At 33.2% G+C, this 19,464-nt stretch carries 15 protein-coding genes; 6 read left to right on the top strand and 9 right to left on the bottom strand.

Translation table 11 applies throughout. The features are described from left to right. From F6P99_RS03820 to F6P99_RS03840, 5 genes are all read right to left on the bottom strand, one after another. Nucleotides 1-1,047: a VWA domain-containing protein gene (locus F6P99_RS03820; protein WP_152286101.1), complete on the bottom strand. Its 1,047-nt coding sequence runs from the start codon at nucleotides 1,045-1,047 to the stop codon at nucleotides 1-3. Nucleotides 1,048-1,065: 18 nt separating this feature from the next. After that, nucleotides 1,066-2,073 carry a vWA domain-containing protein gene (locus F6P99_RS03825; RefSeq protein ID WP_152286102.1) on the bottom strand — a complete coding sequence of 336 codons (1,008 nt, stop codon included), beginning with the start codon at nucleotides 2,071-2,073 and terminating at the stop codon, nucleotides 1,066-1,068. A 2-nt stretch (nucleotides 2,074-2,075) separates the two neighbouring features. Beyond that, a complete protein-coding gene (locus F6P99_RS13370; protein WP_193315984.1) occupies nucleotides 2,076-3,680 on the bottom strand; it encodes a hypothetical protein in 1,605 nt (534 codons plus the stop codon). 24 nt (nucleotides 3,681-3,704) lie between these two features. Further along, a complete protein-coding gene (locus F6P99_RS03835; protein ID WP_152286103.1) occupies nucleotides 3,705-4,574 on the bottom strand; it encodes a DUF58 domain-containing protein in 870 nt (289 codons plus the stop codon). Nucleotides 4,575-4,676: 102 nt separating this feature from the next. Then, the gene (locus F6P99_RS03840; protein WP_152286104.1) at nucleotides 4,677-5,681 is read right to left on the bottom strand and encodes an AAA family ATPase; all 1,005 of its coding nucleotides are present in this window, start codon (nucleotides 5,679-5,681) and stop codon (nucleotides 4,677-4,679) included. 395 nt (nucleotides 5,682-6,076) lie between these two features. Between F6P99_RS03840 and F6P99_RS03845 the strand changes: the two genes are divergently transcribed. Then, nucleotides 6,077-6,979: a patatin-like phospholipase family protein gene (locus F6P99_RS03845; protein WP_152286105.1), complete on the top strand. Its 903-nt coding sequence runs from the start codon at nucleotides 6,077-6,079 to the stop codon at nucleotides 6,977-6,979. Here F6P99_RS03845 and F6P99_RS03850 read toward each other — a convergent pair. The 4 genes from F6P99_RS03850 to F6P99_RS03865 form a co-directional block, all read right to left on the bottom strand. Continuing rightward, the gene (locus tag F6P99_RS03850) at nucleotides 6,976-7,734 is read right to left on the bottom strand and encodes a UDP-2,3-diacylglucosamine diphosphatase (RefSeq protein WP_152286106.1); all 759 of its coding nucleotides are present in this window, start codon (nucleotides 7,732-7,734) and stop codon (nucleotides 6,976-6,978) included. The genes F6P99_RS03845 and F6P99_RS03850 overlap by 4 nt on opposite strands. Nucleotides 7,735-7,779: 45 nt before the next feature. Beyond that, nucleotides 7,780-9,348: a S41 family peptidase gene (locus tag F6P99_RS03855; protein ID WP_152286107.1), complete on the bottom strand. Its 1,569-nt coding sequence runs from the start codon at nucleotides 9,346-9,348 to the stop codon at nucleotides 7,780-7,782. Continuing rightward, nucleotides 9,338-9,769 carry a deoxycytidylate deaminase gene (locus tag F6P99_RS03860; RefSeq protein ID WP_152286108.1) on the bottom strand — a complete coding sequence of 144 codons (432 nt, stop codon included), beginning with the start codon at nucleotides 9,767-9,769 and terminating at the stop codon, nucleotides 9,338-9,340. Before F6P99_RS03860 ends, F6P99_RS03855 begins: the two co-directional genes overlap by 11 nt. A 103-nt stretch (nucleotides 9,770-9,872) precedes the next feature. After that, entirely contained in the window at nucleotides 9,873-10,469 is a 597-nt protein-coding gene (locus tag F6P99_RS03865; protein WP_152286109.1) for a HupE/UreJ family protein, read from the bottom strand. A gap of 139 nt (nucleotides 10,470-10,608) precedes the next feature. Between F6P99_RS03865 and F6P99_RS03870 the strand changes: the two genes are divergently transcribed. The 5 genes from F6P99_RS03870 to F6P99_RS03890 all read left to right on the top strand — a co-directional run bounded on the left by F6P99_RS03870 (nucleotide 10,609) and on the right by F6P99_RS03890 (nucleotide 19,407). Further along, complete coding sequence (locus tag F6P99_RS03870; RefSeq protein ID WP_152286110.1) at nucleotides 10,609-11,517, top strand: formylglycine-generating enzyme family protein; 909 nt, start codon at nucleotides 10,609-10,611, stop codon at nucleotides 11,515-11,517. Nucleotides 11,518-11,569: 52 nt separating this feature from the next. Next, nucleotides 11,570-13,846: a tetratricopeptide repeat protein gene (locus tag F6P99_RS03875; protein WP_152286111.1), complete on the top strand. Its 2,277-nt coding sequence runs from the start codon at nucleotides 11,570-11,572 to the stop codon at nucleotides 13,844-13,846. Between the two features lie 136 nt (nucleotides 13,847-13,982). Next, entirely contained in the window at nucleotides 13,983-15,374 is a 1,392-nt protein-coding gene (locus F6P99_RS03880) for a DUF1800 domain-containing protein (RefSeq protein ID WP_152286112.1), read from the top strand. Between the two features lie 12 nt (nucleotides 15,375-15,386). Then, entirely contained in the window at nucleotides 15,387-16,577 is a 1,191-nt protein-coding gene (locus F6P99_RS03885) for a DUF1501 domain-containing protein (protein ID WP_152286113.1), read from the top strand. A 235-nt stretch (nucleotides 16,578-16,812) separates the two neighbouring features. Further along, nucleotides 16,813-19,407 (top strand): T9SS type A sorting domain-containing protein, encoded by a 2,595-nt coding sequence (locus F6P99_RS03890; RefSeq protein ID WP_152286114.1) that lies wholly within the window; start codon nucleotides 16,813-16,815, stop codon nucleotides 19,405-19,407. Nucleotides 19,408-19,464 lie beyond the last annotated feature (57 nt).

Here is a 19,464-nt window from a genome sequence, read left to right on the forward strand (position 1 = left end):
TTATTTTTTAAACTCTTTTTCTTTAAACAAATCTACTTTCTGAAGCCATTTTGTCTTTTTCTCCAAAAAGGACATATCAAAAACTAAAAACAACAACGCAATACCTACAAACCACTGAAATTGATCTTTATAGTCAGAAAATTGTTTGGTTTCAAACTCATGCTTTTGGGCATTTGAAACAACATCTATCAAGGTGTCTACTGGTTTTTTTGTTCTATTACCATCTACATAAACTCCATCTGCTTTTTCGGCTATTTGTTTCAATACATCTGGTTGACGCTGTGTAATTACCACTTCTCCTTTTCTGTCTTTCTTATACCCAATCAAGGTACCAGAATTTCGAAGAGGAATAGGTCCTCCTTTTTCTGTTCCCACACCAACTGTATATACTTTGATACCCTCATTCGCCAAATCTTCAGCAATTGAAATCGTGTTTTTTTCATGGTCTTCACCATCCGAAATAATCACCAAAAACTTATTGGTTTGTTCGTCATTATTATAATATGTTTTTGCCAAATCCAATGCCTCATTGATAGCGGTACCTTGACTTGATACCATATCTGGATTCGCATTTTGTAAAAACATATTTGCTGAAGCATGGTCGGTAGTGATTGGTAATAACGGATAAGCATTTCCAGCGTACACAATAACCCCTACTCTATCGCTTCCTAATTTTTCAATAGTTTTAGAAATAATTTGTTTTGACTTTTCTAATCTGTTTGGCGCAATATCTTCTGCCAACATACTTTTTGATACATCCAAAGCAAAGACAATATCAACTCCTTCTCGCTTCACTGTTTTTAGTTTGATACCCATTTTTGGGTTTACCAAAGCAATGATTAAAAATGAAAGACCAAGCAGTAAAAAAATTAATTTTAAAGTAGCCTTGAAAAAAGAATAATTCGGTGCGATTTTCTCAAAAAGCTCTAAAGAAGCAAATTTTTTCTGCGTTCTTTTTTTCCACCAAAGCACACCTACAAACAGCAATACAACCAAAGGCAATATGGCAAAAAGGTAAAAATATATAGGTTCTTCTAATTTGTACATTTCTTATGCTGTGATTTATTAAATAAAACTTTTAAACAAGGTATTTCTCAATACATACTCTAACAATAATAACCCCAAGGCTATCAATACATACAATCGATACTCTTCTTGGTAATTGTAATATTTAAATTCTTCTATTTTTGTTTTTTCTAATTTGTTAATTTCATCGTAAATCGATTGTAATTTAGAGTTATTCGTCGCTCTAAAATATTGTCCCGAAGTTTCTGATGCAATATGTTTTAACAGATCTTCGTCAATCTCAACCTTTTGTCTACGATATTGCAACCTTCCGAAACGGTCTTTAGCATATGGGAACGGCGCCATACCGTTGGTACCAATTCCAATCGTATATACTTTTATGTTTAATTCTTTTGCTAATTCAGTTGCGGTTCTCGGATCGATAAACCCTGCTGTATTTACACCATCTGTTAGCAAAATAATCACCTTACTTTTGGCTTTACTGTCTTTCAATCGATTGATAGCCGAACCTAATCCCATACCTATAGCCGTACCATCTTCTATTTGACCATATTCAATATCAGAAATTGTTCTTGTAACAATTCCTTTATCACTTGTAATAGGTGTTTGTGTAAAACTTTCACCAGCATACACCACGATACCAATTCTATCATTAGGTCTCTTCGATACAAAATCTTTCGCAACATCTTTCAGCGCTTCTAATCTATTTGGTTGTAAGTCTTTCGCCAACATACTACCCGAAACATCAATCGCCATGACAATGTCAATACCTTTGTTTGATTTTGTTTTTTTACTAACGGCCACATTTCTAGGTCTTGCCAAGGCAACAATTAGCAAAGCAACAGCGGCCAACTTTAACACATATAGCAATGGTTTTAATTGTGCCAAAACAGATTTTTTTAATTTAAAACCTGCTACTGTTGTTACTCGTAAAGCAGGAGTACTTTTCTTATGACTGATGTAAAACCAAACTGCCAAAATCGGTATCAACAACAAGCCATATAAAAATAAAGGCGACTCAAACTCAAAATTTGTCCAGTTTCTCATAACTATTCCTTTTCAAATTTTATTGATTGAACTACCGTATCCATCGTAGTTTGCACATCTGTATCATCAAAACTACCATTGGTAAACACCTGCCAAACTTTATTTTCTTTAGAAAAACCTAGCAAATTAAACCCTTTTTTTATTCCGTCAGTAGTGTAACTTCCTTTTAAAAAGACTCCGTGAATTTCATCTCCAAAAGAAGCTGGTTGTCTTTCAAATTCTAAGTCTTCTAGTTTTTGAGTTTGCTCTAAATTGGCAATCGTACTTTGAACTACTTGCTCAACATCTGGATTGATACCTGATACATAAACCAAAGCAGTTACAGATATTTCAGAGTCATCGGTAGCATTTACATAACTGTAAATTTTAAGGTCTGATAAAACACTTTGCGCTTGTGGCGGCACCTGATCTGATTTTAAATCAATCGAACCTGGTGCGGTTAGTGTCAATGCTGGCGAACCAAAAGATTGTACACTCCAGCCACTATTTTCAGAATCGGTAGCGGTACTTTCAACAGCAGTAGCTCCTTTTTTAATCTGAGCCGTTTGATAAATTTCATAACCAAAAAAGCTCACGATAAATAAAGCAAAAACTATAATCGCAACGATAATTTTCGATCGCTTACTCATTTTTTTGAATGAAAATTTCTCTTTTGGTTTCTCTTCTTTTTCTTTTGTTTCTTCTATTAATTTTTGAGCTAACACATATTTTTCAAGTAGCGGTTGCATCTCATCGATAATAGAAGAAGCAACAGACCTGTCGTTCTTTATTTCACCCAATTCAGGTCTTAACTTGGCAAATTTCACGAAATCTGCATGCTGTAAAAACGCATGTAATTTTTGAATAGCTTCTTTGGTAATTCCAATATTTTTGGCACTGTTTTGATTTTTAATTAATTCAATCAATTCATCTGTAGTAGCTTCTAACGTATGAACATTTACTTCTTTACCAATGTACACTCGAATAATTTCGGTAAGTTCTACATAGTATTCTTTGATCTGATTGTTTTCGAGCAATTCTTTTTGATCTAACGAAGTAAATTTTTCTATTGCTTCTTGATAAGCAGGAATCTCTTTTGCTTTGACTTTTTGTTTCTTTCCTTTTTTCTTGAACAAGAAATACAAGCTTATCAATAAAATCAATATACCCAATATCAAATACATCCAATTGAAATAAGGTTTGAAATCGTCAAAAACATAAGGTTCTTCTGCAATAGGCTTGACTCCGAAAGCTTTTTGCTTTATCGTATCTACAGGTACTGTAGCAACCTGTATCAATAAAGAGTCTGTAAAATATGTTTTGTCTTTTATAAAAATCTGTTGTTTTGGAATGTAGAAGCTTCCACTATCGAAACCAGTAAGCACATATTTTTTTACCAATTGATTTTTTAAGGTGTCTATTTTCTCGTCAGATACAACTTCTAACAAACCTAATTTTTGCAACTGAGGAAAAATTACATCTGATTTTTTATCGACACTTATCTGGTATTGAACTTGTTCTCCTATTCTAATTTGTGTGGTATCAACAGCCACAAAAATCTTAGGTTCTTGCTGTGAGAACCCTAGAAAAACACTAAATAAAAATAAATATATAAGTCGTTTTTTCATGATAATCGTATCTATCTCTACCGTTTATTTTCCTTTTTGTTTAAAATACCCCAACAACTTCTTTACATAGCTTTCATCTACTTGTGTACTTATCGTACCCGATCCACTTTTTTTGAAGCTAGTTTCGTAAAAATTTGTCATTGCCAAATAATTCGATTTGTATGCATTTCGAACACTTTTAGAACCTGTGTTTACCATAACGGTTTCTCCAGATTCTGCATCAAGCATCGGTACCAATCCTAAATTCGGAATTTCTGCGTCGTGTTTGTCATACACACGAACTCCCGTTACATCGTGTTTTTTACCTACAATTTTTAAGGTCTGATCGTACGAATCATCCATAAAATCTGACAACACAAAAACAATGGCTTTTTTTGTCATTACATTCGACAAATACTTTAAAGCCTCGTTGATATTGGTTTTTTTACTTTGTGGTTGGAATTCGATCAACTCGCGAATAATCCTCAATACGTGACTTTTTCCTTTTTTAGGCGGAATAAATAATTCTACCTCATCAGAAAACAAAATCAATCCAACTTTGTCATTATTTTGGATTGCAGAAAAAGCTAAAGTTGCTGCAATTTCAGTAATCGTATCCTTTTTAAACTGTGAAGTTGTACCAAAAAACTGAGAACCAGAAACGTCTACCACTAACATCATGGTTAGTTCGCGTTCTTCTTCAAATACTTTTATATAAGGCTGATTGTACCTAGCGGTAACATTCCAATCAATATTTCTAATATCATCACCAAACTGGTACTCACGCACCTCACTAAAAGTCATACCACGCCCTTTAAAAGAACTGTGATATTCTCCTGAAAAGATATGATCTGAAAGCCTGCGCGTTTTGATTTCAATCTTGCGGACTTTTTTTAGAATTTCTTTAGTTTCCACTAGTTAGATATGAGATGGTTTAAATGATAAATTGTTTCCTTTTTTTGTAGCTACTCTAGCGTTAATTTCAAACGAGACTAACAGAGAATAGTGTTCAAAATTCTATGGTACTTCAATTTCATTTACAATTTTGTTGATGATATCAACAGAAGTAACATTTTCTGCTTCGGCTTCATACGTAATTCCTATTCTATGGCGCAAGATATCGTATACAACAGCTCGAACATCTTCAGGAATTACATAACCTCTTCTTTTGATAAAAGCATAACATTTTGCAGCTTTTGCCAAACTGATACTTCCACGAGGAGATGCTCCGAAACCAATCAAAGGTTTTAAATCTGCTAAATTGTATTTTTCTGGGTAACGTGTAGCGAAAATAATATCGAGAATGTATTTCTCAATTTTTTCGTCCATATAAACTTCATTCACAGAAGCTCTCGCTTTGATAATTTGTTCTAATGAAACCACCGGATTTACCTTTGCAAAACCACCCGTTAAATTCTGACGCATGATCAATTGCTCGTCTTCTAATTTTGGATAGTCGATAACCACCTTTAACATAAAACGATCGACCTGTGCTTCAGGTAAAGTATACGTTCCTTCTTGCTCAACAGGGTTTTGCGTAGCCATAACCAAAAATGGCTCTTGTAACTCAAAAGTATCATCACCAATGGTTACTTGACGTTCTTGCATGGCCTCTAACAAAGCAGATTGCACTTTTGCCGGTGCTCTGTTGATCTCATCTGCCAGTACAAAATTTGCGAAAATAGGTCCTTTTTTAATTTCGAACTTGTTTTCTTGCATGTTATATATCATGGTACCTACCACATCGGCAGGTAACAAATCTGGGGTAAATTGAATTCTACTAAAACCACCATCAACTGCTTTCGACAAGGTATTTATCGCAAGAGTTTTTGCCAATCCCGGCACCCCTTCTAACAATATATGTCCATTTCCTAAAAGCCCAATCAACAAACGATCGATCATGTGTTTTTGACCGACAATCACTTTGTTCATTTCAGATTTTAACAAATCTATAAAAGCACTTTCTTTTTCTATTTTTTCATTGATAGCTCTAATATCTACACTCGTATTTTGATCTTCCATGGATAGCTACTATTATTTAGATTGTTTGATTTATTACTGAGTTTGACAAAACTAATATATTATTGCAATGTTATTGTTAAAATTTGGTTAAAGAACCCCGTAAATACTAGCCTTCTTAAATATCAAGCAACAAACAAACTTCCTAGTAACGAATAAGTTGTGTTAAAAAAATGTTATCATTTTCTTTGTAGTTTCATAATATTTCGCAATATTTGTAGCAACCAACAAAAAATAACTAAACCAAACTAACATGAGAAAGGAGGCTGTCACAGTCTCCTTTTTTTGTTTTTAGGTGTTAAAAACACAGTAATATAGCTGTGTTTTCGCAGGTTTTCTATTCTGTTATTTTATTTCCATTCTCTATTTTTATCAATAAAAACATTAAATTGTTCTTCATGAGTGAACAACGTAAAAAAACTGTTTCCTTGATTTTAGGAAGTGGAGGTGCCAGAGGTTTAGCACATATTGGTGTTATCCAGTGGTTAGAAAAAAACGATTTTGAAATAACATCTATTTCGGGGTGTTCTATCGGTTCTTTAATCGGAGGTGTATATGCTGCCGGAAAGCTAGAACAGCTTACTGAATGGATGCTAGCCTTGAATAAAACAGATATTGCTTCTCTATTAGATTTTTCTTGGGGAAATAGCGGTGGTATTTTTAAAGGAGACAAAATAATCAATACACTGATCGGCTTTTTAGAAGATATTCAAATAGAACAATTAAGTATTCCGTTTACGGCTGTTGCTACTGATCTCATTACAGAAAAAGAAGTCTGGATTAATTCTGGTTCTCTGTTTGAAGCAATCAGGGCATCTATATCATTGCCGTTATTTTTTACACCTGTTCCAAATGGTGATGCTATACTTATTGATGGAGGTGTACTAAATCCTGTTCCGATTGCTCCCACTTTTAATAATGATACCGATATTACTGTTGCTGTTAACCTTGGTGGTATTCCTCAAAAATCAAACCAAAAGACGACTTATAAAACAGAACCGAATTCTAATATTTCTAAAATTCAAGACCAAATCAAGAATTTCTTAGAAAGCAACAATATCACCACAGCTAGTGACCCTTCAAAAAGTTTGAGTATGTATGAGGTTGCTGATAGGGCTTTTGACACGATGCAAAGTACTCTAGCAAGACAAAAAATAGCCGCATATCCACCCGATATTGAAATAGAAATAGCAAGAAACGCATGTGGTACTTTAGAATTTGATAAAGCTTCTGAAATGATTGCTTTAGGTTTTCAAAAAGCACAAAAAACCTATGAAAATTTTGAAGACGCTAATTTTTAATTCTCAAATTTCTCAACAACCATTTTCTCACCATCAAAAACGCCATAGGTAAAATACGAAATCCAGTCACCAAGATTTACATATGTTGCATTTTCTCCGACCTCTAATGTCATAGGCAAGTGACGGTGGCCAAACACAAAATAATTAAAGTGTTTTGTTTTTAATACCTCTTTGCAATATTGTACCAGCCATTCGTTTTCTTCCCCTAAATACACGACGTCCTCATCACCAGAAATCAATTTGTTTTTTACTGAAAGATACGTCGCCAATCCAACTCCTATATCAGGATGCAACCATCTAAAAAGCCATTTACACAAAGGGTTTGTAAATACTTTTTTCATTCTTTTGTAACCAAAATCCCCCGGTCCTAAACCATCACCATGACCTATTAAAAAAGTAGTATTGTTAAATGTAAATTCTTTGGGTTCGTGATAGACCGGAATATTCAATTCTTTTTCAAAATAATCTTCCATCCATAAATCATGGTTTCCTACAAAAAAATGAATCGGTATGCCACTGTCTCTAATTTCAGCAAGTTTTCCTAGAACTCTTACAAAACCTTTAGGAACAACTGTTTTGTATTCAAACCAAAAATCAAATAAATCACCTAATAAAAATATAACCTCAGCGTCTTGTTTTACCACGTCTAACCACTGTACAAACTTTTGTTCTCGTAGTTTACTTTTTTCAGGAGTCGGAGCACCAAAATGCTGATCTGAAGCAAAATATATTTTTTTATTAGAGGTCAAATTCATAAGGTTTAGTAAAACAAAGATAGGAATACTTTCTGCTTAAAATATTTATTTATTCTGGCTTTCTAGAACCATTACTTTTTGAATCATCGGGTCTCTTTTTTGATACAACTCATAAAAAGCAGTTTCATCAAAAACTTGTCTTGCAATGAATGCTCTTAAATAATGTTTGAGTATTGTTTTCTTTTTGGCATCAACAGATCTTTCGAAACGAACTTCTTTTAAGAAAGCATTTACAATGACATCATCTTCATCAAAATTATTTTCAAAATTTTCAAAGCCGTTCTCTAAAATCTCTTTTCTATGCGCGTCTCCATACTCGAAAGTAAAAGAATTTAATTGAGAAAAATAAACATTTTCTATATAGGTTGTCGTGTCGATAGGAACAAATACATCAGGTATAATACCTCCTCCACCATAAACGACTTTTCCTTTTGGAGTGGTATATTTTAACGAATCTGCAACTTTAATACTGTCTTTTGAAAGTAGCTCACCACTTAAAATTCTATCTTGATAATCATGTGCATAATTCTCTCCGTCATTGAGCTTGTACGGTTTTTGAATAGATCTTCCGGTAGGCGTATAATAGCGTGCTATGGTCAAGCGAACGGCAGAACCGTCACCTAACTTCATTTCTTGTTGTACCAATCCTTTTCCGAACGAACGTCGACCAATAATTACTCCTTTGTCATTGTCTTGCAATGCTCCTGCAAAAATTTCACTTGCAGAGGCCGAACCTTCATCAATCAAAACATATACTTTTCCTTTTTCGAAAATACCTTCTTCGGTAGCGAAAAATTCCTCTTTTTTGTTTTTATTGTTTTTGGTAAACACAATGAGTTTTCCGTCTTCTAAAAACTCATCGATAATAGCATTGGCAACATGAATAAATCCACCTCCGTTCTGACGCAGATCAAATACTAGGTTTTTAGCTCCTTTTTCTTTTAATTCAAATAATTTTGAACTCACTTCATGATACGAGGTTGCTGCAAATCGATCTAATTTTAAATACCCTAAACTATCGTTAAGCATGTACGCTACTTCTGCACTAAGAATCGGTACTTTATTTCTTTTGATTGCAATTGGCAATATACTATCGATATCTTTTCTATAGACTTGTAAATCAACATTCGTGTTTGCAGGGCCTTTTAAAACTTTTACCACATCACGACTGGTAATGTTTTTATTAACCAAGGTATCATTATTCGCTATTAATATTCTATCTCCAGCGAGAATACCTGCAGCTTCACTCGGTCCTCCTTCAATCACATGTGTAACAACCAAAGAATCGTTGTGCATTAAAAACTGGACTCCTATTCCTTCAAAATTCCCTTTCAAATTTTCGTGGCTAGCTGCATAAATGTCTTTTGGAAAATAAACAGAATGAGGATCTAAGCTAGAAATAATATCGGCAATTACATCGTCTAAAATCTCATCTGTATTTACCTGATCGACATAATCTTGCTCGATAAATTGCAAGAGTTTTTTTATTTTTTGTTCACTTTTATTGGCAGAAAACAAACCAGATTCAGAAGGAAAATTTAAGGTAGAACCAACGAAAATACCAAAAGCAATGGCGATACCTAAAAAAAGTGGAAAATTGTTTTTATTCCTCATAACCGGCTATATGTTCAACTTGAATTCCTGCTTGCTTTAAAAAATCGACACCTGATAAGTCTTTGTACGCATTTGCATACACCACACGAGTAATACCAGCTTGTAAAATTAATTTACTACAATCTTTACAAGGCGATAAAGTAATATACAAAGTAGCTCCTTTAGAAGATTGTGTTGAAGCGGCCACTTTTAATATAGCGTTTGCCTCAGCATGCAATACCATCCATTTCGTATCTCCGTTATCATCTTCACAGCAATTATCAAAACCTGTGGGTGCACCATTAAACCCGTCAGAAATAATCATTCTTCCTTTTACAATTAACGCACCTACTTGTTTTCTTTTACAATGAGATAATTTTCCCCATTCAAAAGCCATGTTGATATAGGCTTTATCGTATTTTAATTGCTTTTTTTTTGTCATAATATGATTAGAATTAGCTGCTCGAAATTTTCAAAAAATGAAATGATTCGCTAAGAAAAACAAAAGTCGTGAATCTTACCGAAAACGCCAAAAAACCAAAGACTTATAACAACTGTCTGATAAACCCATCATAACGTTCTATCAGCATAGGAATGGTAATTCCGATTACAACGGCTGACATTACCAAAATCCAATCACGTTTGGCTACTTTAAAAAATGCCGAACAAAGATGGTAAACAGTAACGATACCAATAACAATAATCACTTGAGCTACTTCTATACCCAAAGAAAATTCTATCAATGGTACTAATTTTGAATCCAATCCAGACATCAACATTTTGAAATAATTAGAAAATCCCAGTCCGTGTATCCAACCAAAACAAAAAGAAAAAAACAACAATACTTTTGAATTGGCATTTGAGCTTGTACCAGAAAATAGATTTTTTAGTGCCGTTAAAAATATGGTAAGCGGAATTAAAAACTCCACCAAATCTGCATTTACGTTTACAATTCTATAAGCAGACAATGCCAAACTAATTGTGTGTCCTAGCGTAAATAACGACACCAACCACAGCATATTTTTCCATTGTTTAAAAGAATAAGAAACTACAAGAACGATCAAAAATAAAATATGATCATAGGCATTAAAATCTAACACGTGTGTGCATCCTAATTCTAAATAAAATAAAAAGTCATTCATGGTATTATTTTTGTTCAAATGTAAACAACTTAAAATTTATCTACTTATTGTTTAAATCAACTAGATAATTACGCTAAAATACGGACATCTGAAATAAATAAATTAATATTGCAATACAATATAAAAGTATTGACTCTTTATGAAATTAAGTATCCCATTTTTAAGCCTCTTATTTGTCGTTATTTCTTGTATAGAAAACAACAAAAAAGCTTCAGAAAAAACGAATTCAAACAAAGAAATTCCGGTTCAAGAAACCACCATAAAACCAGAAGCTGATACGAGCAACATGGTATATTTTAAAGGAGGTACTATTCAAATCGGTTCGGAAACTGGAACGGCTGATGAACAACCTACTTTTGAAACAGAAATTGCACCATTTTATTTGGATAAAAATTTAGTTTCGGTGGCAGATTTTAGAAAATTCATTGAAGCAACGAACTACAAAACAGAAGCCGATAAGTATGGTGATTCTGGCGTGTTTTTATTTGAGCAAGGACAATGGACTTTGTTAAAAGGAGCTAACTGGGAATATCCTCTTGGAGAAACCAAACCAAAATCATTAGACAATCATCCTGTAACACATGTAAGTTGGAACGATGCTCAAGCGTATGCAAGTTGGGCTGGCAAACGTTTACCAACAGAATTTGAATATGAATTTGCCGCTAAAAACGGTGGAAACTCAGTATATCCATGGGGTAATTCGGTTCAAAAAGAGGGAAAATATATGGCCAATTTTTGGCAAGGCGCATCGGTACAAGATACCGACGCAAAAGATGGATTTTTATTGACTTCTCCTATTGGTCATTTTGGAGAGTCGCCAGCTGGATTAACCGATATGGTTGGTAACGTTTGGCAATGGACAGCTTCTATTTATGCTGCATATCCAGGAAACCCAAACCAAACTCCAAAAGACCCTAAAGTAAGAACAACTCGTGGTGGATCGTTTATGTACGACCAAGCCTTAGAAAAAAGTTTTACTACGAGCTTTAGAGCCAAAAACTCAATCGATACTTCGTTATTCAACACTGGGTTTCGATGTGCCAAATAATCTTTTTTCATGATCGTAAATAAAACTCTAAAACCTCAAACACACTTATAAAATGTATCAGAATAAACAGAAATTTTCCAAATTCGTTTTACAGTTTTGTTTATTACTGAGTGTCTGTGTCTTAGTTTTATCTTGTGGTGAAGAAAAAAAAGAAACCTATAAAAAAGTAGCAACTGAAAAGAAGAAATCAGTATTTGCTTCAACAGATTCGATTCCAGACGCACATTTTTTAGGGGATAAAACCTGTAAAGAATGCCATCAAAATCAGTTTGAAAAATGGCAAGGCTCACATCACGACAAGTCAATGGATGTGGCCACAAAACAAACCGTTTTAGCGGATTTTAACGGAGAGGTTTTTAAAAGTCAAGGAGTAACGAATCGTTTTTTTCAGAAGAATGGTAATTTTTATGCCAACACCGAAGGGCCTGATGGAAAAAACCACGATTACAAAATTGTATATGTTTTTGGCGTAACTCCATTGCAGCAATACATCGTTCAGTTTCCGAACGGTCATTACCAATGTTTGCGCACTGCTTGGGATAGTGTAAAAAATAAATGGTTTGACTTATATCCTGATTTTAAAGTAGTACATTCTGAATGGTTGCATTGGTCGAGAGGTGGATTGAATTGGAACAATATGTGTGCCGATTGTCATTCTACCAATGTTCGTAAAAATTATACGCAAGAAGACCATAGTTACGATACGAAATTTGCATTGATAAACGTAAGTTGCGAAGCTTGTCATGGACCTGGTAAACAACATGTAGAAGATGTAAAAACGCAAGGTGGTTCTTATAGAAATACGGGAACGATGCAAATGACATTGGACACAAAACCTAAAGAATTAGTAGATCAATGTGCGCGTTGTCATATGCGAAGAGAAATGCTAACGGATCGGTTCAATTTCGAAGGTACAATGTTAGACCATTACTATCCTCAATTGATTACAGAACCTACATACTACGCCGATGGTCAAATTTTAGATGAAGATTACGTGTATGGGTCTTTTGTGCAAAGTAAAATGTATCACGAAAACGTTACGTGTACCAATTGTCATGATGCACATACACTTGAACGTAAATTTGAAGGGAATAAATTATGTGCTCAGTGTCATTTGCCAGAAAAATATGATACTGAAGAGCATTCGTTCCATAAGCTAGGAACAGAGGGTGCTTTGTGTATCAACTGTCATATGCCAGGAAGGTTTTATATGGGGAACGATTTTAGACGTGATCATAGTTTTAGAATACCTCGGCCAGATTTATCTGTAAAATATAATACTCCTAATGCCTGTGTGGGTTGTCACAAAGACAAAACCGACCAATGGGCCGCAGACGAAATTGTAAAGAGAAAAGGCGCTCCGAAAGAAAACCATTTTTCTGATTTATTAGTACCAGGATTGAGTAAAACTCCTGAAGCATACAAACCGTTGTTACAATTGGCCAAAGACGCTTCATACCCTGAAATTGCGAGAGCTTCTGCCATAGTTGAATTACCCAATTATCGCAATCAAGCTATTGTTAGGAAGCAATTACTTGAATTTTTAAATGATCCATCACCATTGGTACGAGCAAGTTCTACTGATGCATTGAATGATATTTCTGATATTAACAATGTTTCTTACTTGTTACCATTGTTAAATGACGAAAAACGTGCGGTTCGTATCAAAGCTTTTTCTGCACTGGCAATTTTGGATGAGCAACAAGTTCCTCAAAACTATAAATCTGTTTACAATAAAGTAAAGAAGGAATATTTCATTTATCTAGATGGTATTTCTGACTTTACAGGAGGAAGAATTAACAGAGCCAACTATACGCTTAAAAAAGGAGATTTACTAGGTGCTATTAAACATTATGAAAGTGCTTTAGCCATAGACAATTTAAACAATATGGCTCGAACGAATTTAGCCAATCTATATTACCAAAATAAACAATATAAAAAAGCTGAAAAAGCCTTTAAGACCATTATTGAGCAAGAGCCAGAATACGGTGCTACTTATTATTCTTATGGTTTGCTTTTGGCTGAATTACAACGTACTAAAGATGCTATTCAGCAATTAGAATTAGCAACCAAATACATGCCAGATAACGAAAGAGTATACTACAATTTAAGTTTGTTGTATAGTGGTATTAAAGATGCTAAAAATGCTGAAAAATCAATTTTAAGAGGTTTAAAAAAATTACCAAAAAACGAAAACTTGCTTTATTTATTGGCCTATCATTATGCAAATAATGGAGAAAAACAAAAGGCAAAAAATATCGCATTGCAGTTGGTACAATTATTTCCTAATAACGCGCAATATTTTACTTTTTTGCAGCAATTAAACTAATCTGATAATACAAGGGGTGATTTATTTTATTCAAAAGTAAATCAACTGTTTACAATATTCCTTATCTTTTTGTGTTCAATATTAAACCATTGAATAAAAATTAAGTCATAGGATAAGAATTCAAGACCCCCTAATTATGAAATCAGCACATATTCAACATTTGTATTGGAGAGCCGGATTTGGAATTACACCAAACGAAATGGCTTCTTTAAAAAAGAAATCGACAAATAAAGTTGTAAAAGCGCTGTTTAAAAACTCAAAAAACTACACTCCTTTAGAAGTTGACTTGTCTGAATTGGCAATAATTCGAGATAAAAACTACAAACAGATAAAAAAAGAAAAAGGGCCTGACTTTCAAAGAAATCTTGTCAAACTTTCCAGAAAAAAAGGTGTTGAATTAAACGCCGCTTGGATCGATAGATTAGGTTCTAACAATGAAATTCTTCGTGAAAAAATGACGCTTTTTTGGGCGAATGTTTTTGTTTGTAAAGACAATAATACCTTCGATATACAACACTATAACAACGTACTTAGAAAAAATGCATTGGGAAATTTTGGCGATTTTACAAAAGCCATTTCGCATGAAGCGTCTATGATTCGATACTTGAACAACAAACAAAATAGAAAAGGCAAACCCAATGAAAATTTTGCAAGAGAATTGATGGAGTTATTCACACTAGGTGCAGGAAACTATACAGAAAATGATATCAAAGAATCTGCTAGAGCGTTTACCGGTTGGAATACTGATAAAAAGGGGAATTTTATTTTTCAGAAGAAATTTCATGATTTTGGAAATAAAACTTTCTTTGGTAAAACGGGTAATTTTGATGGAAACGATATTATTGATATCATTTTAGAACAAAAACAATGTGCTCGATTTATATCTGAAAAAATATACAAATACTTCGTAAACCCTGTTGTAAACGAAGCACACTTAGAAGAGTTAACTACCATTTTTTATAAAGATTACAACATAGAAAACCTGATGCAATATATTTTTACAGCCGATTGGTTTTATGATGAAGAAAATATCGGTGTAAAAATAAAATCACCTATAGAATTGCTGGTAGGTATCAACAAAGTAGTACCCGTGCGTTTTGAAAAGGTAAAACATCAAATCTATTTTCAAAAAATGATGGGTCAAATTTTATTGAATCCGGTAAATGTTGCCGGCTGGAAAGGAGGAAAAAGTTGGATAGATTCGAATACCCTAATGTTTCGCTTAAAAGTACCTTCTGTTATTTTAAATAATGCAGTAATCAACTTAGAAGAAAAAGGAGATATTGAAGCTGATTTTAAAGAATTTTACGCTAAAAAGAAAAATAGAAAAGGATATTTTAAAACCTCTGTATCGTGGAACGAATTTGAAAAAAATTATCAAAAATTAACAGCGGAAGAACTGAAAGAAAGCTTAATTATTGGTCCGTTTAACCCGCAAACAGCCGCTTTTATCAACAATTTAAAAGTAACATCAAATAGAGATTTTTGCGTACAATTAATGTCAATTCCTGAATACCAACTTTGCTAAAACCATTTATTTATGAAAAGAAGAGAATTTATAAAAAATAGTGCCTTAGCAAGTAGTTTGTTTATGGTACCAAGCTTCGTCAAAGCTTTTGAACAGGTTGCAAAAAACAGTTTGGGATATAAAAAATTAGTAATCATACAACTGGCCGGAGGAAATGATGGACTGAATACAATTGTGCCATATACCAATGATATTTATTACCGTGAAAGACCTCGTTTGTCAATTAAAAAAGACGAAGTTATCCGTATCAATGGTGATTTAGGTTTTCATAAAAACATGGCTCCTTTAAAAAATTTATACGACCAAGGCTACCTTTCGATTATCAACAATGTAGGATATCCAAACCCAAATAGATCTCATTTTAGATCCACAGATATTTGGCATTCTGCAAGTGCTTCAGACGAATATTTACAAACCGGTTGGTTAGGCAGGTTTATTGATAGCCAAGGTAAATTACCATCTATGGGTATTGAAGTTGACGATAGTTTGTCTTTAATTATGAAAGGTGAATCTGTAAACGGAATTGCAACACAAAATCCTCGTATTTTATTCAACAACACACAAACACCTTATTTCAAAAAAATAGTAAATCAGCAAAATGATGCTCATTTAAGCGAACACAATCTTGGGTATTTGTACAAAACAATGATTGAAGCAAATTCGTCTGCAAAACATATTTATGAAACCTCGAAAACGTTTCAATCAAAACAAGAATATCCTAACAACCCTTTTGGAAAACAATTAAAAACTACTGCAGAATTGATCAATTCTGGTTTAGATTCAAAAGTATATTATGTTTCGATGGGTGGTTTTGATACCCATTTTGACCAAGACCGAAAACAAAATCAATTATTAAGTATTTATAGCAATGCTATGGAGGTTTTTGTAAAAGATCTTGAAAAAAACGACACGTTTAAAGATACATTAATTCTTACTTTTTCAGAATTTGGAAGACGCGTAAAAGAAAATGGATCAAAAGGTACAGATCACGGTACTGCTAACAATATTTTCTTGATTGGTAAAAATCTAAAAAAACAAGGTTTCTATAACGAACTACCAAACCTTGCTGATTTGGATTCTAACGGTGATTTAAAGTACTCTGTGGATTTTAGAGAAGTATATGCCACAATTCTGGATAAATGGATGGAAACAGACGATGAAAAGATTTTAAACAAATCGTTTTCTAAGCTAGATTTTATATAATTTTTAGGTTAATTAATTTTTGTTGGATGATTAATTAAATTAAACCGTTTGCTTCGTTGCAAGCGGTTTTTTTTACTTTGTCTAGTTTTAGTTGAGTTAAATTTATTAAAAAACTATTCTAGTCGTTTTTTTACAAAAAAACAGAATCTATTTATATCCTTGAAAAAACCTTTAGTATCCTTTACACTTATATATTCTCAATAGTTTTGGTTTTCTAAACAGAACACCAATCCTTATGAAAATTGTGAAACATTCTATATTTATTCTATTACTTTTCTTTGTATCGAACACCTCTTTTGCACAGACTATTTACGTCTCTTTAGATGGAAATGACAACAATGATGGATCCGAAAACCATCCTTATAAAACTTTTTCAAAAGCGGTTTCTGTTATGTCATCCGGTGCTACATGCATCATTAAAGAAGGTGTTTACGAACAAACTTTGATTGTGAATAAAAACGGAACTGCTGCAAATAATTTAACCTTTAAAGCTGCTCCTGGAGAACGTGTAGAAATAAGAGCAACCAATTATATCAATGGATGGCAACAGCATACAGGAGCTATTTACAAAACCTCAGTAGATATGAACATTGATAGTCGTTTTAGAGTTGTATACCATCAAGATGAATTGATGAATATTGCTAGATGGCCAAATGATTCTGATGCGAATAGATGGACCATAGATTGTACACCTGTTACAGGTGGTGACGGTTCACATTTTTTAATCGGAGGTGGTATTCAAGATATTGATTGGACAGGTGGAATGGTGTATTATTTAGGAGCACATTCTGGAACTAGTTGGACACGTACCATTACTAGCAATACCAATACAAGAATTAATTACGATGGAGTAGATATTACAAAATGGCCTTTTTCTAATCACAATCCAACTTGGATAGAAGGGAGTCCTGATAACAAAAGAGGACAGGTTTACTTATTTAATAAATTAGAAGCATTAGACACAGGCAGAGAATGGTATTACGATCAAACAAACAAAATTTTATACTTTCAAACTGAAAATGGTACCATACCAGCTGAAAATAGTGTTTCTTTTGCTGTTACTAAATATTCTGTAGAATTAAAAGGAGATTACATCACACTGAAAGACATCCATGTTTTTGGTGGTAGTGTCAAAATTCATAACAATGCAGACAACAACACTATAGAAAACTGTACCATTCTTCATGGTAGTGAAGGACACGATGCTTTAAACAATACCTCTGCACAAGTTGGAGAAGCTGCTTTAGAGGTTTTAGGAGATAATACAGTAATCACAGGCTGTACCATAAACCATTCTAATGTTAGTGGAATTGTACTTGCTGGATGGGCTGCTTCTAATTGTCTTATAGAAAAAAACACCATTTTAAATACAGATTATTTAGGTATTCATGCATCCCCTATTCGTTGTAGTGCTAGCAATTCGAAAGTATTAAAAAACTACATTCAAAATGCAGGTAGAGATGGAATGTATGTTACAAGTCTTAATTTTGAAGTAGCCTATAATGATGTTTCGTATTCACAAAAAATAAATAGTGATTCAGGAATATTTTATACGGTTGGAAACAGTAATTTAAGAAATGCTGAAATTCATCATAATTGGTTTCATGATGCAACCGCACCAGCATATTCACATGATCCTAGTAAAGCAGGAAAAGCAGCAGGTATTTATTTAGACAACGATAGCAAAGGATTTACTGTACATCACAATGTAGTTTGGAATGTTTCTTGGACAGGTTATCAAGTGAATTGGAACAATACCAATTTAGATTTTTTCCACAATACGATTTGGAATCCAGATGAAGCTATGGCATCTTGGGTAAATGGCTTCTCTCAAGAAAACAATAAAATATACAATAATTACTCTAGTCACCCCGATTGGTTTGCAGGTGAAAACGGAACTGAATTTGATATAAAAAATAATCTAATCGATGCGAATTCTCCTTTTGAAGATGCTGAAAATCAAAATTTTTATCCTAAATCAGGAAGTGCTGTAGTAGACAAAGCACCTACTATTAATGGATTTGACAAGCCTTACAAAGGTGCTTCTCCTGATATAGGGGCATATGAATTAGGTGGTACGCGATGGACTGCAGGAATTGATGCAATAGAAGATACTGGTGAAGGATTGGATTGGTCTATCTACGATACTAAATTTACTATTAAAACGTATGCCGAAAATTGTTCCAATAAAAACAACGGTAAAATTAGTATTGATGCAGATTTTTATGAAGACTATATTCTTTCATTTAACGGTGAAAATTTAAACTTTACAAAAAACATAATCATTGAAAATATTTCTCCGAATACATACGATCTATGTATTTCATTAGCCTCAAATACAAGCGAATCTCAATGTTTTGAACTTCGTATTGACAATGCACCTTTATTAAAAAGTAATACTTCAATAAAAAATAATGAGATTTCTTTTTCTATGGAAAATGGTACTGCACCCTATAGTATTGCTATCAATGATATTGAAGTAAAAGAAGTTTCTATTCCAAATTTTAGTTTAAAGATCAATGAGGGCGATATCGTTTCTGTAACATCAAGTAAAGAATGTGAAGGAAAAATTATAGAAAAAATAGATTTGAGTACTATTACTTCTATTTATCCCAATCCAACAGCTGATTTCGTACATATAAAATTACCTATTGAAGAAGGAAAAATCCAAATAGAAATATTCGATTTACATTCAAAAATAGTTGCTTCTAAAATCTATACCATTGTAAATCATGAACTAACAATTGATTTAAAAAACTATAAATCAGGAATTTATTTTACAAAACTAAATACAAAAACACCGCAGTTTATAAAAATAATCAAACGGTAACTTTATAAAATAAAAAAAACGTAGAATTGATCTACGCTTTTTTATTTCTGTTATTTT

Origin of the sequence: Flavicella marina (genome assembly GCF_009193215.1) — a bacterium.
Lineage (GTDB): Bacteria > Bacteroidota > Bacteroidia > Flavobacteriales > Flavobacteriaceae > Flavicella > Flavicella marina.

Excerpts from the sequence above, each read along its gene's own strand:
- F6P99_RS03820 (WP_152286101.1), bottom strand. The coding sequence starts at position 1,047 with ATGTACAAATTAGAAGAACCTATATATTTTTACCTTTTTGCCATATTG.
- F6P99_RS03825 (WP_152286102.1), bottom strand. The coding sequence starts at position 2,073 with ATGAGAAACTGGACAAATTTTGAGTTTGAGTCGCCTTTATTTTTATAT.
- F6P99_RS13370 (WP_193315984.1), bottom strand. The coding sequence starts at position 3,680 with ATGAAAAAACGACTTATATATTTATTTTTATTTAGTGTTTTTCTAGGG.
- F6P99_RS03840 (WP_152286104.1), bottom strand. The coding sequence starts at position 5,681 with ATGGAAGATCAAAATACGAGTGTAGATATTAGAGCTATCAATGAAAAA.
- F6P99_RS03845 (WP_152286105.1), top strand. The coding sequence starts at position 6,077 with ATGAGTGAACAACGTAAAAAAACTGTTTCCTTGATTTTAGGAAGTGGA.
- F6P99_RS03850 (WP_152286106.1), bottom strand. The coding sequence starts at position 7,734 with ATGAATTTGACCTCTAATAAAAAAATATATTTTGCTTCAGATCAGCAT.
- F6P99_RS03855 (WP_152286107.1), bottom strand. The coding sequence starts at position 9,348 with ATGAGGAATAAAAACAATTTTCCACTTTTTTTAGGTATCGCCATTGCT.
- F6P99_RS03860 (WP_152286108.1), bottom strand. The coding sequence starts at position 9,769 with ATGACAAAAAAAAAGCAATTAAAATACGATAAAGCCTATATCAACATG.
- F6P99_RS03865 (WP_152286109.1), bottom strand. The coding sequence starts at position 10,469 with ATGAATGACTTTTTATTTTATTTAGAATTAGGATGCACACACGTGTTA.
- F6P99_RS03870 (WP_152286110.1), top strand. The coding sequence starts at position 10,609 with ATGAAATTAAGTATCCCATTTTTAAGCCTCTTATTTGTCGTTATTTCT.
- F6P99_RS03875 (WP_152286111.1), top strand. The coding sequence starts at position 11,570 with ATGTATCAGAATAAACAGAAATTTTCCAAATTCGTTTTACAGTTTTGT.
- F6P99_RS03880 (WP_152286112.1), top strand. The coding sequence starts at position 13,983 with ATGAAATCAGCACATATTCAACATTTGTATTGGAGAGCCGGATTTGGA.
- F6P99_RS03885 (WP_152286113.1), top strand. The coding sequence starts at position 15,387 with ATGAAAAGAAGAGAATTTATAAAAAATAGTGCCTTAGCAAGTAGTTTG.
- F6P99_RS03890 (WP_152286114.1), top strand. The coding sequence starts at position 16,813 with ATGAAAATTGTGAAACATTCTATATTTATTCTATTACTTTTCTTTGTA.